Annotated in this window: 15 protein-coding genes; 8 read left to right on the top strand and 7 right to left on the bottom strand. The window is 48.5% G+C overall.

From position 1 onward, the window contains the following. The first annotated feature begins 191 nt into the window (after window positions 1-191). From lgt to C1H71_RS13090, 5 genes are all read left to right on the top strand, one after another. The gene (lgt, locus tag C1H71_RS13110) at window positions 192-983 is read left to right on the top strand and encodes a prolipoprotein diacylglyceryl transferase (protein ID WP_130106939.1); all 792 of its coding nucleotides are present in this window, start codon (window positions 192-194) and stop codon (window positions 981-983) included. Between the two features lie 113 nt (window positions 984-1,096). After that, entirely contained in the window at window positions 1,097-2,065 is a 969-nt protein-coding gene (locus C1H71_RS13105) for a putative selenate ABC transporter substrate-binding protein (protein ID WP_262488290.1), read from the top strand. A 346-nt stretch (window positions 2,066-2,411) separates the two neighbouring features. After that, window positions 2,412-3,200, top strand: coding sequence for a phosphonate ABC transporter ATP-binding protein (locus C1H71_RS13100; protein ID WP_130106938.1), 789 nt, complete (start codon window positions 2,412-2,414; stop codon window positions 3,198-3,200). After that, on the top strand, window positions 3,194-4,759 hold the full coding sequence (gene phnE / locus C1H71_RS13095; RefSeq protein ID WP_130106937.1) for a phosphonate ABC transporter, permease protein PhnE: 1,566 nt from the start codon (window positions 3,194-3,196) through the stop codon (window positions 4,757-4,759). Before C1H71_RS13100 ends, phnE begins: the two co-directional genes overlap by 7 nt. A 528-nt stretch (window positions 4,760-5,287) precedes the next feature. Then, complete coding sequence (locus C1H71_RS13090) at window positions 5,288-5,785, top strand: DUF456 domain-containing protein (RefSeq protein WP_130106936.1); 498 nt, start codon at window positions 5,288-5,290, stop codon at window positions 5,783-5,785. A 99-nt stretch (window positions 5,786-5,884) separates the two neighbouring features. On the opposite strand, the gene corA is transcribed toward C1H71_RS13090, so the two are convergent. The 6 genes from corA to C1H71_RS13065 form a co-directional block, all read right to left on the bottom strand. Continuing rightward, window positions 5,885-6,913, bottom strand: coding sequence for a magnesium/cobalt transporter CorA (gene corA / locus C1H71_RS13085; protein ID WP_262488289.1), 1,029 nt, complete (start codon window positions 6,911-6,913; stop codon window positions 5,885-5,887). A 29-nt stretch (window positions 6,914-6,942) separates the two neighbouring features. Continuing rightward, entirely contained in the window at window positions 6,943-8,412 is a 1,470-nt protein-coding gene (gene ppx, locus C1H71_RS13080) for an exopolyphosphatase (protein ID WP_188053260.1), read from the bottom strand. A 139-nt stretch (window positions 8,413-8,551) separates the two neighbouring features. Next, entirely contained in the window at window positions 8,552-9,253 is a 702-nt protein-coding gene (phoU, locus tag C1H71_RS13075; RefSeq protein WP_130106935.1) for a phosphate signaling complex protein PhoU, read from the bottom strand. A gap of 215 nt (window positions 9,254-9,468) precedes the next feature. After that, entirely contained in the window at window positions 9,469-10,125 is a 657-nt protein-coding gene (gene rpiA / locus C1H71_RS13070) for a ribose-5-phosphate isomerase RpiA (RefSeq protein ID WP_130106934.1), read from the bottom strand. Window positions 10,126-10,253: 128 nt separating this feature from the next. Next, a complete protein-coding gene (locus C1H71_RS21495; protein WP_262488457.1) occupies window positions 10,254-10,331 on the bottom strand; it encodes a hypothetical protein in 78 nt (25 codons plus the stop codon). Then, window positions 10,331-10,768 carry a MarC family protein gene (locus C1H71_RS13065; RefSeq protein ID WP_262488288.1) on the bottom strand — a complete coding sequence of 146 codons (438 nt, stop codon included), beginning with the start codon at window positions 10,766-10,768 and terminating at the stop codon, window positions 10,331-10,333. The genes C1H71_RS21495 and C1H71_RS13065 overlap by 1 nt, the downstream gene beginning before the upstream one ends. A 263-nt stretch (window positions 10,769-11,031) precedes the next feature. On the opposite strand from C1H71_RS13065, the gene C1H71_RS13060 reads away from it, so the two are divergent. From C1H71_RS13060 to C1H71_RS13050, 3 genes are all read left to right on the top strand, one after another. Then, window positions 11,032-11,451, top strand: coding sequence for a globin family protein (locus C1H71_RS13060; protein WP_130106933.1), 420 nt, complete (start codon window positions 11,032-11,034; stop codon window positions 11,449-11,451). Between the two features lie 210 nt (window positions 11,452-11,661). Further along, window positions 11,662-13,164, top strand: a complete 1,503-nt coding sequence (locus tag C1H71_RS13055; protein WP_188053258.1) for a S41 family peptidase — start codon at window positions 11,662-11,664, stop codon at window positions 13,162-13,164. Further along, entirely contained in the window at window positions 13,161-13,481 is a 321-nt protein-coding gene (locus C1H71_RS13050) for a hypothetical protein (protein WP_130106931.1), read from the top strand. The genes C1H71_RS13055 and C1H71_RS13050 overlap by 4 nt, the downstream gene beginning before the upstream one ends. A 546-nt stretch (window positions 13,482-14,027) precedes the next feature. Here C1H71_RS13050 and C1H71_RS13045 read toward each other — a convergent pair. Beyond that, the gene (locus C1H71_RS13045) at window positions 14,028-15,443 is read right to left on the bottom strand and encodes an FAD-dependent oxidoreductase (protein WP_130106930.1); all 1,416 of its coding nucleotides are present in this window, start codon (window positions 15,441-15,443) and stop codon (window positions 14,028-14,030) included. Window positions 15,444-15,463 lie beyond the last annotated feature (20 nt).

Below are 15,463 nucleotides of genomic sequence, written 5' to 3'. Positions count from 1 at the left end.
AAGGCTGATCTACTGCGGAAAAGCCGGATTTGGCCATATATAACGCATTTTCTCGTTGAATAGCCAGCTATTCGCCTCAAAAATCCGTTCAATCTGTCTCAAACCGGACTTTCCCTCGCTACGATCGCTTAAGTCCGACAGGCTGCTCGCCTAGGGTATAATCGGCCCATTTTATCGGAAGGCTGGTTTGCATGCTAATTCATCCGCAATTTGACCCAATTGCCATCCATCTAGGCCCTGTGGGTATCCACTGGTACGGGCTGATGTATTTGATCGGTTTTATGCTGTTTTTGTTTATGGGCCGCATGCGCGCCAAACAATCAAACACATGGAAGCCAGAAGAGCTAGACGATCTTTTATTTTATGGCGTGCTAGGGGTGATTCTTGGTGGGCGGCTGGGTTATGTACTGTTTTATAAGCCAGACTTTTACTTCTCGCACCCACTGGATATCCTTAAAGTTTGGGAAGGCGGCATGGCGTTTCATGGCGGCTTTTTGGGCGTATTGGTGGCGATGTGGGTATTTGGCCGCAAAACGGGCCGCAGCTTCTTTCAAGTGACTGACTTTATTGCACCACTGGTGCCGCTGGGCTTAGCCGCTGGCCGCTTAGGTAACTTTATTAATGGCGAGCTGTGGGGCCGTGTGACGTCGCAAGATATGCCTTTTGCGATGATTTTTCCGCAGGCGCATGACGGGCTGCCGCGCCACCCTTCGCAGCTGTATCAGTTTGCCCTAGAAGGCATCGTCTTATTTGCCCTGCTTTGGTTTTATTCCGCCAAACCACGCCGTACCGGCCAAGTGTCTGCACTGTTTTTATTAGGCTACGGCGTATTTCGCTTTATCGCCGAATTTGCCCGCGAGCCCGATGATTTCCTTGGCTACTTAGCCATGCATCTTTCTATGGGGCAATTGCTTAGCCTGCCAATGATTCTGATTGGCGCGCATTTGTTTTGGTGGAGCAGCAAAAAAACACGTAATACATAACTCATATTAATTTCCCGCTACGAAATATCGTCATTCCCGCGTGCCTTTGGCGGAAATCCAGCTGCCCTGCTGGATCCCCGACAAAATCATTCGGGGATGACGGGTTTGCGTTGATGAGACCACTGGGAAGTTATTTAGCTTTTGTAGGGCGGGTGCAACCCGCCGCTTTTACGCATTTAAAACTTGGCGGGTTGCACCCGCCCTACTCAGCTCATATCAAAATATTCGAGAACACCACCATGAAGCTACGCTCCATCGCCCTTGTGGCCTCCTTATTAGCCGCTGGCTTTTGCCAGGCAGAGGAAGTATTAAGAGTCTCAGCGATTCCTGATGAATCGCCTACCGAACTACAACGCAAATTCACCCCACTGGGTAAATATCTGGAAGCCGAGCTGGGCATGAAAGTGCAATTTGTGCCGGTAACAGATTACGCCGCCGTAGTAGAAGCCCTCGCTGGCAAGCGTATTGATTTGGCTTGGCTGGGCGGCTTTACCTTTGTACAAGCCAATAAACGCGGCAAGGTTACGCCGCTGGTACAGCGTGAAGAAGACGCGCGTTTCACCAGTAAATTGATTACCGCCCGCAGCGATATCAATAGCCTGAATGATCTAAAAGGCAAAACCTTTGCCTTTGGCTCGGCGTCCAGCACCTCTGGCCACCTGATGCCGCGCTACTTTATTGAGCAAAAAGGCATCGATCCTGATAAAGATTTCAAAGGTTTGCCAGCGTATTCCGGCACCCACGATGCAACGGTGGCTTGGGTGGCTTCGGGCAAGGTAGACGCAGGTGCATTGAATGCTTCGGTTTGGGATAAATTGGTCGAGCAAAAGAAAGTAGACCCAAGCAAAGTGCGCGTGTTCTACACCACGCCACCGTTCTTTGATTACAACTGGACCATCCGCTCTGATCTGGATGCTGGCATCGCAGCCAAGCTGAAAGCGGCTTTCTTAAAGCTTGATGCTAAAAACCCAGCGCATAAAGAAGTGCTCGATCTACAACGCGCCAGCCGCTTTATCCCAACCTCCGCCGAGAATTACAAAGCGATTGAAGAATCAGCTAAGAAAGTGGATTTGATTAAGTAAGAACCTAAGGTCTGTAGACACACACCAAGCTTAAAAGCAGAGCACAGAGAAATCTTGAATGGTCATTCGTAGTGCGGGTGAAACCCGCCGTTTTTCGTGTTTAAGCAAAGCTCGGCGGGTTTCACTCGCCCTACAAAACTGCGTCATTCCCGAATGTATTTATCGGGAATCCAGTGCTACTGCTGGATCCCCGATAAAAACACTCGGGGATGACGGTTTGGAAGTTTGGTGAGAAGCACAAGCTGCTAGCAGCCTGTTGGGCATAAATGCTTTTACTCCGTGTGCTGTGTTCTTCCTGATCTCTGTGTCTACAGATTTTTTACCCTTTCAAAAAAATAAGTACACCATGTTCCAACTGCAACAGCTCTCCCTCACGCTTGGCGCTACTCGCGTTTTAAATAACATCACGCTTGCCGCCGCTCAGGGCGAACAGATTGCGCTGATTGGGCCTTCTGGCGCGGGTAAATCTTCTTTACTTAGGCTACTAGGCACTCACCATTCGCCCAATAGCGGCGAGCTGCACTTATTAGATCAAAACCCGTGGCAGTTAGAGCGTCGCCGCCTGCAGCAATTACGCAGCCGCATTGGCATGGTGTATCAAGCGCCACCACTGCCAGGCAAAAGCCGTGTGATCACGGCAGTAGCGGCAGGGCGATTAGGGCGACAATCCTTTGCTCAATCTTTACTGGCGCTGGCTTATCCGCAAGATATTGCAGGGATACGCAATGTATTAGAGCAGGTGCAGCTGGCAGATAAATTATTTGTGGCTTGCGATACCCTATCCGGCGGGCAATTACAACGGGTGGGCCTAGCACGCGTGCTGTATCAAGCGGCCGATCTTATCCTTGCCGACGAGCCGGTTTCTGCGCTCGACCCCGTATTGGCCGATAAAACACTGGCCCTACTCACATCGGCAGCACAAGCACGCAATGCCACTCTACTGACTAGCTTGCATTCGGTTGATCTAGCACTCAAATTTTTCCCGCGCATTATTGGCATTGTTCAAGGGCAAATTCAGTTTGATTTGCCGAGCCATGAAGTCAGCCCAGCCCTGCTCGATACGCTGTATGCAGGGGAAAGTAATGATCCAAGCGCCCCACCCGTGGCCAGCTTGCCTCGGGGTGCTCGATGCTAGTTCGGGAAAAAGACCCCGCTGCACGCTTGCGCCTAACGATCACCCTGATCGTTATTCTGCTATTTGCCCCCGCCTTCCAGCTCAGTGGTTTTGCGCCTTGGAAGCTATGGGAAAGCGGTACGCTTAGCCATCTATTTGTATTTTTAGGTAGCTTTTTTCCGCCAGCTCATTCTGCCGAATTTTTGCAAGAGATGGGTTTGGCCACCATACAGACATTGGCCGTGGCGACGAGCGGATCGCTACTGGCGATGCTAATTGGCTTTCCCGCCGCCCTATTTAGCACCCAAGCATTATCGATTCCGCTGCTTACCGCTGGCCGCAATCGCGCTGCCCGCTGGCTGGGTGTGCCGCTATTAAGAAGCGCCTTGGTGTTGCTGCGCGGCGTGCCAGAAATCGTTTGGGCCCTGCTGTTTGTTCGCGCCTTTGGGCTAGGTTCTACCGCCGCAGTGCTGGCGCTGGGCTTAGCCTATGGCGGCATGCTGGGGAAAGTGTATTCAGAGATTTTAGAATCGCAGCCCAAAGAAGCCGCTGCGGCACTCGCGGCCAGCGGTGCTTCGCGCTGGCAGATTTTCACCCACGCCCTGCTGCCGCAAGCCCTGCCCGAGCTGCTTTCCTACTCGGTGTATCGCTGGGAATGCGCGATTCGTGCTTCGGCGGTGATGGGCTTTGTCGGCGCTGGCGGCTTGGGGCAATTGCTTGATACTTCGATCAAGATGATGAATGGCGGCGAAGTCGGCAGCTTGCTGATCGTCTTTTTACTACTCGTTACCTGCACCGAAGCCATCAGCCAAGCCGCCCGCAAAGCGCTCGCTCATAACGTAGACAAAATGCTGCTGGTGGCAATCACTATGGTGGCTTTTTCCTGCTACTGGCTATGGAGCGATTGGCAACAGGCCTTTAGCGCCAGCAGCCAGCTTTTCGCTTATCTCTATGATTTTTTCCCTTTTGATACCAGCGCCAGTCATCTGACGCTTGTGGCGCAAGGCGCATTAGAAACGCTCGCAATTTCTGCCGTCGGCACGCTGCTGGCGCTATTTGGTGCAGCCTTGCTGGCACTACCTGCTGCTGGCCGCTGGGGGCAAGGACCCAAAACAGCAGCAAGACTCTGGCTTAATTTATTACGCGGTGTGCCCGATTTGCTCTGGGCAGCCATCATGGTGCTGGCCGTCGGCCTTGGCCCCTTTGCCGGAACCTTAGCGCTAGCGCTGCATACTTGCGGCGTGCTGGGCAGGCTATTTACCGAAACGCTAGAAAACGCCGATCCCCAACCATTTAACGCGCTAGTCTGCTCAGGCAGCAGCAGCCTCAATGCTTTTTGCTACGCCCTGATGCCACAAGTCACCGCACAATGGATTGCCTATACGCTCTACCGCTGGGAAAACAATATCCGCATGGCCACGGTTTTAGGCTTAGTGGGCGCGGGTGGCTTAGGGCAGCAGCTTTATTTCACCCTTTCTTTATTCCAGCAACAACAAGCCGCCACCATCATCATTGCCATGCTGGGGTTATCTTGGTTGGTGGAACAGCTCAGCTTGTTTTTGCGCAAAAGACTGGGGTAGCTAGTGCGTAGGGCGGGTGAAACCCGCGAGCGATGCTAAAAAATAAGCGAATTGCACTCCATACGTACTAAGCAAAATACAACAAGACCTTTTTAGTGCCTTCGGCACATTGATTTTGGAGCGGTTAGCCACCGCGGGGCCCTCCTTTCTTGCTTCGCCAAGAAACGAAGCCAAAGAAGGCGACCCCACGAAACACGAAAGCCCCTGCGCTGCGGACAATCGAGTCGGCCGCGGGCGGGATTGGCTCGTTCCTCGCTCCCTTGCCGAAACCCTGCCCCGCTTGTTCCTCGCTCCGGCGTGTTTCAAGGGGACTTTAAAAAGCCCTATGCAAAGAGCGTGGTTTCTATACTTTTTTGCCGTTTGCTAATAAAAAATAATTTGATTAGTGCGCTTGGGGTTTCACCCGCCCTACGATGATTCAATATTTGTATTGAGTATGGTAGAACCCCGATTGTTCACAACACAAAACCAAGAACCTTCTAACCGTTCCATGCTCAAACTCACTTGGATTCTTACTTCAGGAAAAACATGCCAGAACTTTTAAGTGCAGATATTGGCTGGTGGGTGCTGGCTTGGGTCTTGATGATTTCAGGACTATTGGGCACGCTGCTGCCGTTTTTACCTTCTACACCATTTATCTTTGGCGGCATGTTGCTCGCAGCGTATTTAGATCAGTTTGTGCGGGTGGGCTATGGCTGGCTAACTGTGCTGGGACTGCTGCTGATTTTATCGATGGCGCTGGATTATATTGCTGGGGCATTAGGGGCAAAAAAAGCGGGGGCTAGCCCTGCTGCGGTTTGGGGTGCAATCATTGGTGGCGTTTTAGGGATTTTTGCTGGCTTGCCCGGCCTGCTTTTAGGGCCATTTATTGGCGCTGCCGTGGGTGAATTCTGGGCTAAGCAAGATGTGATGCAAGCGGGAAAGGTAGGCATCGCCACCTTTATTGGCATGCTAGTGGGGGCAGTGGCCAAGATTGCGATCGGCTTATCTATGTTTGCCGTATTTGCTTTTGCTTGGTGGGTTTAGTAAGCCCTACATCAATAAAACCCAAATATTGAAACACGGAAACCATTGAGAACACGGGGTTTCCTCCGTGGTTTAAGGTTTGGGTTTATTTACACCCCACTAAAACCAGCGTTTAGCCCTGAAGTACAGCGTTAAGCCAAGCCCAATTACCGCCATTCCACCTAAAACCATAAAATAGCCCCATTGCCATTTTAGCTCTGGCATCACTTCAAAATTCATACCATAAATTCCGGCAATTAAAGTCAGCGGCATAAAAATCGTTGTCAGCACGGTTAAGCGGCGCATTTCAATATTCATGCGATTTGCTTGCAATGACATGTAATTGTCTTGCAAGGAGTTGACTAAATCCCGCAGCGCCTCACCACTTTCTATCATTTGCACCACATGGTCATACACATCACGCAAATAGAGCTGGGTTTCATCGCGAAAGAAATCGGCCTCGTCGCGCTGCAAAGTATTCATCACTTCACGCAATGGCCATAAGCCACGCTTCACATATTGCATAGTACGGCGCAAAGCTTGAATTTCTTGCAGTTGAGCAGGATTGGGGCCAGATGAAATGGCGTCGTCCAAATCCTCGCTACGCTCGCTAATGGCTTCAAGCACTAGAAAATAACGATCGACCAGTTTATCCAGTAGGGTATACACCAAATAATCTGAACCAAAGCGGCGTAATTGCGATTGGCTGGATTTCAGCCCTTCACGAATCTGATTAAACGTGCCGCTCGGCTTTTCTTGGAAAGTCAGTACATAGTTTTTTCCCAAAACAATGCTGACGTGCTCGCTACTGATTTCCCCAGCGTCACTAACGCTCACCAAGCGCACACAAATAAACACGTAGCCGTTAAATACCTCAACTTTCGGCCTTTGCTCGGTATTCAGGATGTCTTCTAGCACCAAGGGGTGTAAGCCAAAACGGCGGCCTACCACCTTTAATAAATCAATATTGGCCAAACCATGCAAATTAAGCCAGAGCAAAGGATGCTGGGGCTGATAGCCCTGCCCTTCTTCTAAAGAAGTAAACAGTTTTTCATAAAACTCGTCAGGCCCTTGGCCATATTCAATTAAGCTGGCTAAAGTTTGATCCGCAGCACGTGGGCCTACATATTGCATAGTCCCAGGTGCCATGCCTGCCTTGCTTGCCGTAGGAACCGTCCTTAGCTTACGACGAGTAGTTTCATGCCGATGTTTTGCCACGCGTTTACCTCCTCAGTCAGTGCATAGGCAGTTAGAGGATTAGCATCCAGCCAAGCGTGATCGACTTCTAATAAAAATTGCTTACTATTGGCTTCACAGCGCAACAGCGGTAATTCGATATTGGTGCGCGAGCGGCAAAAAATAGCCGCTAAGCGCAGCGCTAAAATCGCCGACCATTCAACTAAATCAATCACATTTTCATCCAGCTTACCTAAGCCACCGCGGTGTGCTAATACTAATCTTGCGAGCAAAGCCTGTTCGCGCTTAGAAAAGCCCGGCATATCAGCGTGCAATAAAATATATGCAGAATGCTTGTGATAGCTAGCGTGCGCAATTGAGCGCCCAACTTCGTGTAAGCCTGCAGCCATATTAAGACGATGTGCGCCTATCGCATCATCGGCCACCATCGCTGCGTAAAAGCGGCCAGCTAACTTAGCCACTCTTTCTGCTTGATAAGGATCGACATGGTAGCGGCGCTGAAACTGTTCAACCGAGCGATGACGAATATCATGCTCAGATTGCCGACCCACTAAATCGTATAAAACCCCGTCACGTAGCGCACCAAACGTCACGCCCATCCTATCTATGGCCAGCATATCAAACACCGCCATCATAATGGCGAAGCCGCCTGGCAATACGGGGCGTCGATCAGCGCGTAAGCCGTTAAGCTGTACTTTATCTACATGGCCAGCGGCCAGAATATGCTCCCGCAGCTTATCCATGCCAGCACGAGTAATGCCTAGAGCAGAGAAATCATTTAGCTCTAAAATATCGGCAATAGAACGTGCAGTACCTGATGTACCCACGGCACGCTGCCACTGCTCATGATTAAAATCAGGCACTAATGAAAGCAACATACCCCGTGCCGCAAGCTCAGCCTCAGCTAAACGCTCGCCAGTAATAATGCCATCTGGGAAAAATCGTAAGCTCCAGCTCACACAGCCCATAGGTACGCTTTCAGTGCGGAAAATCCTAAAATGGCTGCCAGTAATTAATTCGGTTGAGCCACCACCAATATCCACCACCAAACGTTTATCCCGCGTGGCAGGCAGGCTATGCGCTGCGCCAATATAAATCAGCCGCGCCTCCTCACGCCCTGCGATCACTTCAATTGGAAAACCCAAAGCGGCTTCGGCTTGCGGTAAAAAAGTACTGGCATTTTTGGCTACCCGAAAAGTATTGGTAGCTACCGCACGCACGCACTCTACAGGCAAGCCACGCAGACGCTCACCAAAGCGCGCTAGCGCTTCGATGGCCTGCTGCTGGGCCTCTGGTGTGAGGGCGCCTGCGGCATCAAGACCTGCCCCAAGCCTGACGGTTTCCTTTAGAGAATCCAAAGGGAAGAGAGCACCTTCAACCACGCGAGCGATTTGCAAGCGAAAGCTGTTAGAGCCAAGATCGACTGCGGCAATGATAGGATAATCAGGCATGTAAATACCGAGATGAGAGCATGGGCGTAACGATAACGTGCGCCCGCCTTGCTGGCAAACAGGAAAATCCCCACAAGTACAAAGGGCAAAGGCGGTTTTGACCGACTTTGCCCTTATAAAATGCAGAAAATCCAAAAAATTAGCTATGTGCTACACGATCTACTTCTTCTTGATTCTTATGGCGCACATCTTGCCCTTTTACCAAGAAAATAACCTGCTCAGCAATACTAACGGCCAAATCACCGATTCGCTCAATCGCTTTTGCAATCCATTGAATTTCTAAAGTAACAGTAATTGCGCGAGGGTCTTCCATCATTACGGTAATCAATTGACGCTGTAATGAACGATATTCATCATCCAAACGCTCATCCGCACGCTTTACATTGGTGGCCGTTACCGCATCCATGCGAGCAAAAGCATCCAGTGCTTTAGAAAGCATATCAATGGCGTGCTCAGCAATATGGTTTAATTCATTAAAACGTGGAACTTGCAATCGGCCTGATTCATAAATGTTTTTGGCACGTTTGCAAATGCGCGCGGCTTTATCGCCAATGCGCTCTAAATCTTCAACCGCTTTAATAACAGTCATCACCATGCGTAAATCGGATGCAGCAGGCTGACGACGTGCAATCATATGAATACACATGTCATCGAGCAAAACGTGCATATCGTTTACACGGTTTTCTTCTTCTAATACATGGTTGATGATGTTTAGATCGCCCGAGGCCAAAGCTTGCATTGCCTGACGCACTTGTTCTTCAACTAGGCCAGCCATGCCCATTACTTGTGAGCGAATATCTTCTAGCTCGGCATTAAATTGTTTGGAAATATGTTCAGACATTCGAGAAATTCTCCTGCAGTTTAAGCTCATCGTAAAATATCATAGTTATATGACTATTTTATTGCAACTTTCTAAAAACAGCTTAAGCGCTGGCAATGTCTTTATAGCATCATTAGATTTTAGCCGTGCGGCATTTTTAAAAAAAGCAGCAAACCATTTATATTCAAAGACTTGGCTCGCCGCCATGCGCAAGGCATATTAAATATTGACTATGCTTATTTTAATACTTGTACACCTTTGCTTGTGCCTAACAGCAGCACATCGGCGCGACGATGCGCAAATAAACCATTCGTAACCACACCCACAATTTCATTAATTTGACTTTCTAATTTATTGGCTTCGCTAATTTTCAGGCCATGCACATCTAAAATGATGTTGCCATTATCTGTAATCACTCCATCGCGATAAGCTGGGTGGCCGCCCAATTTAACCAATTGCCTCGCCACATAAGAGCGCGCCATTGGAATCACTTCTACCGGCAATGGAAACTTGCCTAGCACATCCACTAATTTGCTTTCATCGGCAATACAAATAAATTGCTCAGCCACCGCTGCGACAATTTTTTCACGCGTTAATGCAGCGCCGCCACCTTTAATCATTTGTAATTGGCGATTAATTTCATCAGCACCATCCACATATACTGGCAAACGATCCACGGTATTTAATTCAAATACAGCAATACCGTGAGATTTTAGCCGTGCAACACTTGCCTCTGATGAAGAAACAGCGCCTTGGATTCGGCCTTTCATAGTCGCCAATGCATCAATAAAATAATTAGCAGTGGAGCCAGTACCTACGCCAACAATGCAATTATCTGGCACATATTCAAGTGCTGCACGGCCAACGGCTTGTTTCAATTCATCTTGAGTCATTGTGATTTCCTTTTAAGATTTGATATTAAACAGCGATCGCCAAAGCAAATCGTCCCGCATAATATCTGTAGGATAATTAATTAACAAAAACATTGTAACCCGCTCAAACTCTAGCGCCTTGTGGCTAATCAAGGCAGCGTAGCTAGATAATGGCGGATCCCTGAAAGCAGCATTTCTACCGCAATTGCCGTTAAAATAAGCCCCATTAAACGCTCAAAAGCCGTCGTGACACGCGCCCCAGCAGCAGGCTAATTTTTTCTGAGAAAGCCAGCGTTAAGCCACAAACCAGCATGGTTAGTGCCAAAGCACCTATCCACTCCCAAAGCCTTGCCGGTTCACGCGAAACCAACAATAGTACCGTCGCCAAGGCCGATGGCCCCGCCAAAAGGGGAATCGCTAACGGCACAATAAAGGGCTCCCCCTCTGAGGTATCACCAAACACCCCCTCAGGGTGCGGAAAAACCATCCGCAACGCAATCAAAAACAAAATCACCCCACCTGCAATCCCAAGCGATGTTTCAGATAAATGCATCAACTGCAAAAACTGCTGACCAAACAGCATAAAAGTAACCAGTACACAAAAAGCAACCGACACTTCACGCAAAATCATGCGTGTGCGCCGTGCTTTGGGCACTTGTTTCATCAAAGAAACAAAAAGAGGAATACCCCCAGCGGATCTGTCACCAAGAGTAAAAGAATAAAAGCCGAAGCGAAAGATGAAGTTTCCATGGCCCAGATTCTAGCGCGTCCTAGCGCAAAAACCCATTGGGAGAATCATGATGTACCGCAGCTAGCCATTAGTCAGTCAAATGAGCATGACAATAATTGACAGACCATAGTGATTAATCATGGGCATTTAAGCTCTTGAGCTGAAAATAATCTTTCACATTTTTAAGGATGTGCATCATGGCATTAACAGATAAAGATATTGCGCTTGTTAAAGAAACCTTTGCCCTTGTACTGCCGATAGCCGACACCGCTGCTGAAATGTTTTATCAGCATTTATTTGAAATAGCCCCCGAAGTAAGACCCCTATTTAAAGGAGATATGAAAAAGCAAGGCGCCATGCTAATGAGTAGTATCAAATTGGCAGTAGACAACATCAATAATCCAGACGTGTTATTACCTGCGATACAAAAACTGGGCGAGCGCCATGCTCAATACAATGTACAAGAAGAGCATTACACCACCGTTGGCCAAGCTCTACTCTGGACATTAGAACAGGGTCTAGCCGATGCATTTACCCTCGATGTTAAAAAAGCATGGGCGGCCACTTACACCACTTTGGCCTGTGAAATGATCAAAGCCCAACAAAACGTAGTGTAATTCCCTTTACCCAAGACAACTTCGGCCACTTGGCTAAGCGCTTGCGTCGGTATTTGCTGCGCCCACTGGCTGCTGTTTTCTTATGCGATAAGAATAATCTTTAGACTATAAGTAATAATTTTTACATTGATAGATGTAGAATACTTTCTTGAAACATAGCAAAAACTTAAAAAAATATTTCAAAAAATGACGCAAGTGTTGAGAGAAACCATGATTTTCAACCCAACAACTGTTTTAAAACACAGTCTTAAGCTCAGCTATCTTGGCCTAATTTGTGCTTTAACCGCCTGCGGCGGCTCGCAAGAAGCTGAAAGTAACGCTTTTAACGATGGATCACTCGCTTCATCCAGTACTTATAAAGACCTATGCGCTTTACCACGGCATGGTATAAATCCTTACAATGGCAACCTTAGTTACCCTGATCGCCAAGGCTCACTGGATGATGAAAAGAATTGGGTAAGATCTTGGGTGGATGAAACCTATCTTTGGTATCGCGAAGTACCTAACAATCTCAATCCCAATAACTATGCCAATGCCGTTGATTATTTTGCCGATCTTAAAACATCCTCTATTACTCCTTCTGGCACTACCAAAGATCATTTTCACTTTACTGAAAACACGGAAGAAGCCAATAAACAAAGCCAATCGGGCATAGTGCTTGGCTATGGCATGGCGTTTTCTTTTATTACAAACCAGCCGCCACGTAAACTGATTGTGGCCTACACCGAGCCAAACTCCCCCGCTGCATTGGCCGGTATTCAGCGCGGTATGGAAATTGAATCTGTCGACGATGTTGATTTAACAAATAGCAATAATGTAGTTGCACTTAATTCTGGCTTATTTCCGACGATTGCCAATCAAAGCCATACCTTTATATTTAAAAACTCAAATGGCCAAAGAATATCTAAAGTATTAACTGCAGCCAATATTCAAACAACACCGGTGCAAAATGTAACAAGCTTTAGTACATCAACGGGAAAAGTAGGCTATTTAACATTTAATAGTCATAACGCTATTGCAGAAAAACAATTAATTGATGCTGTAGATAAATTAAAAAATGAGGGTGTATCAGATTTAATTTTGGATCTACGCTATAACGGCGGCGGCGCGCTTTATATTGCTGGCGAGCTAAGCTATATGATTGCTGGAGCCGCGAAAACGCAGGGCAAAACATTCTTTAAATTAAAATATAACGATAAAACACCCGTCGATCCAAATAACACTTGGACTTTCCCACAGAACTCGACTATTTCCAGTGCATTCTTGCCACGTCCATTACCCACCCTTAATTTAAAACAAGTCACCATCTTGGCAGGCAGTGGCACTTGCTCGGCCAGCGAAGCAATTATTAATGGCTTGCAAGGCGTAGATGTAAAAGTCAATTTGATTGGCGGACAAACCTGCGGTAAACCTTATGGATTTACTCCGCAAGACAATTGCGGCACCACTTATTATGCGGTGCAATTTCAAGGTGAAAATCATAAAGGCTTTGGCGACTACGCAGATGGCTTTGCACCGACATGCAAAGTAAGCGAAGATTTTAAATCGCCACTGGGAGACCAAAATGAGCGACTTATCACTGCCGCTTTAAACTACCGCAGCACAGGGCAATGCCCAGCCTACGGACAAGCGATGGGGCAATCACAGGCTGAAAGTAAGCCACTACGCCCTGCCATCCGAGAAATTATGACGCTAGAGAAAGCCAAGCGATGAAACGCCTGCTCATCTGCCTGCTATTAAGCGGCTGCCAAACTTTTGCCCAAACGCCGCTTGCCGCTGTGTTGCAAACGCCGAGCGAAGAAATCCCCCGCACCGTGGCAAAGATGCTGGGGATTTCTGAAGTAAAGCTGGCAAACAACGCCTTGATAAACGACAGCCAGCTACTCATCGAACGCTCGAAGTTGCAAGGTTTAAGCCTGGAAAAACCAGAGGTTTTTAGACTAAGCCTGATTGGAAAAAGCTGCTATTTGGAGAGGATGAGTACAAGGGAGAAGCGAGAGTTGAAAGAGGCATTGTGTAAGGTGAAGTAGGGCTTTTATACCTATACCCATCACTTAAACAAGTTTCATTAATAATAAATGGCATTTGTAGGGCGGGTGAAACACCATACGCGCTAAGCAAATTTTTTTTTCATTAGCAAACAGAGAAAAATGCATTAACCACGCTCTTTACACGGGGCTTTTTAAAGTCCCCTTGAAGCGCGCCGAAGCGAGGAACAAGCGGGCGGGGTTTTGATGCCTGTTTGAGCGAAGCGAGTTCCGCAGCCGCCGCTCGATTGTTCGCAGAGAGGGGTTTCGCGCTGGTCGGGGCGGCCTTCTTTGGCTTCGTTTCTTGGCCGTTCAAGAAAGGAAGGCCCCCGCGGTGGCTACCGCTCCAAAATCAACGTGCCGAAGGCACTCAAAAGGTCTTGTTGATTTTGCTTAGCACACATTGGATGAAACCCGCCGAGCTTTGCGATGAAATACGAAAAAAAGCGGTTGCACCCGCCCTACAGAAATAGCAGCAAATCCACGCCATAAACGTACAAAGGGGAGGGCCATGGCCCTCCCCTTTGTGCTACTCATATCAGACGCTGCTTACCAAACGCCCATAAACTCCAACATGCCTTCCGCAGCTTGGCGGCCTTCAAATACGGCACGCACTACCAAATCTGCACCACGTACTTGATCGCCACCGGCAAATACTTTGGGATTGCTGGTTTGATGTTTCAAGGCTTGTTTCTCTGGCGCAATGGTGCGGCCACGGCTGTCTACTTTAATACCCTGAGCTTCAAACCAAGACGCCGCTTCTGCTTGAAAACCAAAGGCCACGATCACGTGATCACATTCGATGATTTGCTCAGAACCTGCCACTTCAACTGCCGCTTGACGACCATTTGCGTCTGGCGCGCCCAGCTCAGTTGTAACTAGTTTTAAGCCCAAGCTACCGTCACTGTTTTGGATGATACCCACTGGCTGGCGATTCCACAAAAACTCAACGCCTTCCTCCTTAGCATTTAATACTTCACGCTTGGAGCCAGGCATATTGGCTTCGTCACGGCGGTAAGCGCAGATCACTGATTGTGCTTGCTGGCGAATCGAGGTGCGGTTGCAATCCATTGCCGTATCGCCACCGCCCAAAACCACGACGCGCTTACCGGCCATACTGATGTACTCTTCAGCCGCTGATAAGGTATCCATGCTGTTTCTGACGTTATTAATCAGAAACGGCAGTGCTTCCATTACGCCAGGCAACTCTTCACCTTCAAAGCCGCCCTTCATATATTTGTAAGCGCCCATGCCCATAAATACGGCGTCGTAATCGCTCAGCAGCTCTTCAATCGTAATATCTTTACCGATTTCGGTATTCAGGCAAAACTCGATGCCCATCCCTTCCATGATTTCACGGCGGGTTTGCATCACCGATTTTTCTAGCTTGAACTCTGGGATACCGTAGGTGAGCAGGCCGCCAATTTGCTCGTAGCGATCGAACACCACCGGCTGCACGCCATTACGAATCAGCACATCGGCGCAAGCCAAGCCTGCTGGGCCAGCCCCAATCACCGCGACTTTCTTGCTGGTTTTCACCACGCCGGACATATCCGGACGCCAGCCTTGTTTGAATGCTTCGTCGGTAATGTATTTTTCTACCGAGCCAATCGATACCGCACCAAAGCCACCTTGATTCAGCGTACAGGCCCCTTCGCACAGGCGATCTTGCGGGCAAACACGACCACAGATTTCGGGTAGCGAATTGGTTTTGTGCGATAGCTCAGCCGCTTCAAACAAACGCCCTTCATCCACCAGCTTAAGCCAATCTGGGATGTAGTTATGCACTGGGCATTCCCACTCGCAATACGGATTACCACAGCCTAGGCAACGAGCCGCTTGCTCCCCAGCATCAGGCTTATTCAGTGGTTCGTAAATTTCTTTAAATACAATCTTACGCGCGGCAGCGTCAACCTTCTCGCCCGGATTGCGCGCAACCTTCATAAACTGGAATACATCTGACATGATCTAAACCTCGGTAGTGA

The sequence above is a fragment of the Iodobacter fluviatilis genome (assembly GCF_004194535.1).
GTDB lineage: Bacteria > Pseudomonadota > Gammaproteobacteria > Burkholderiales > Chitinibacteraceae > Iodobacter > Iodobacter fluviatilis_A.
Note: the sequence above shows the minus strand (reverse complement) of the source record. Positions and strands in the feature narration are given on the sequence as shown.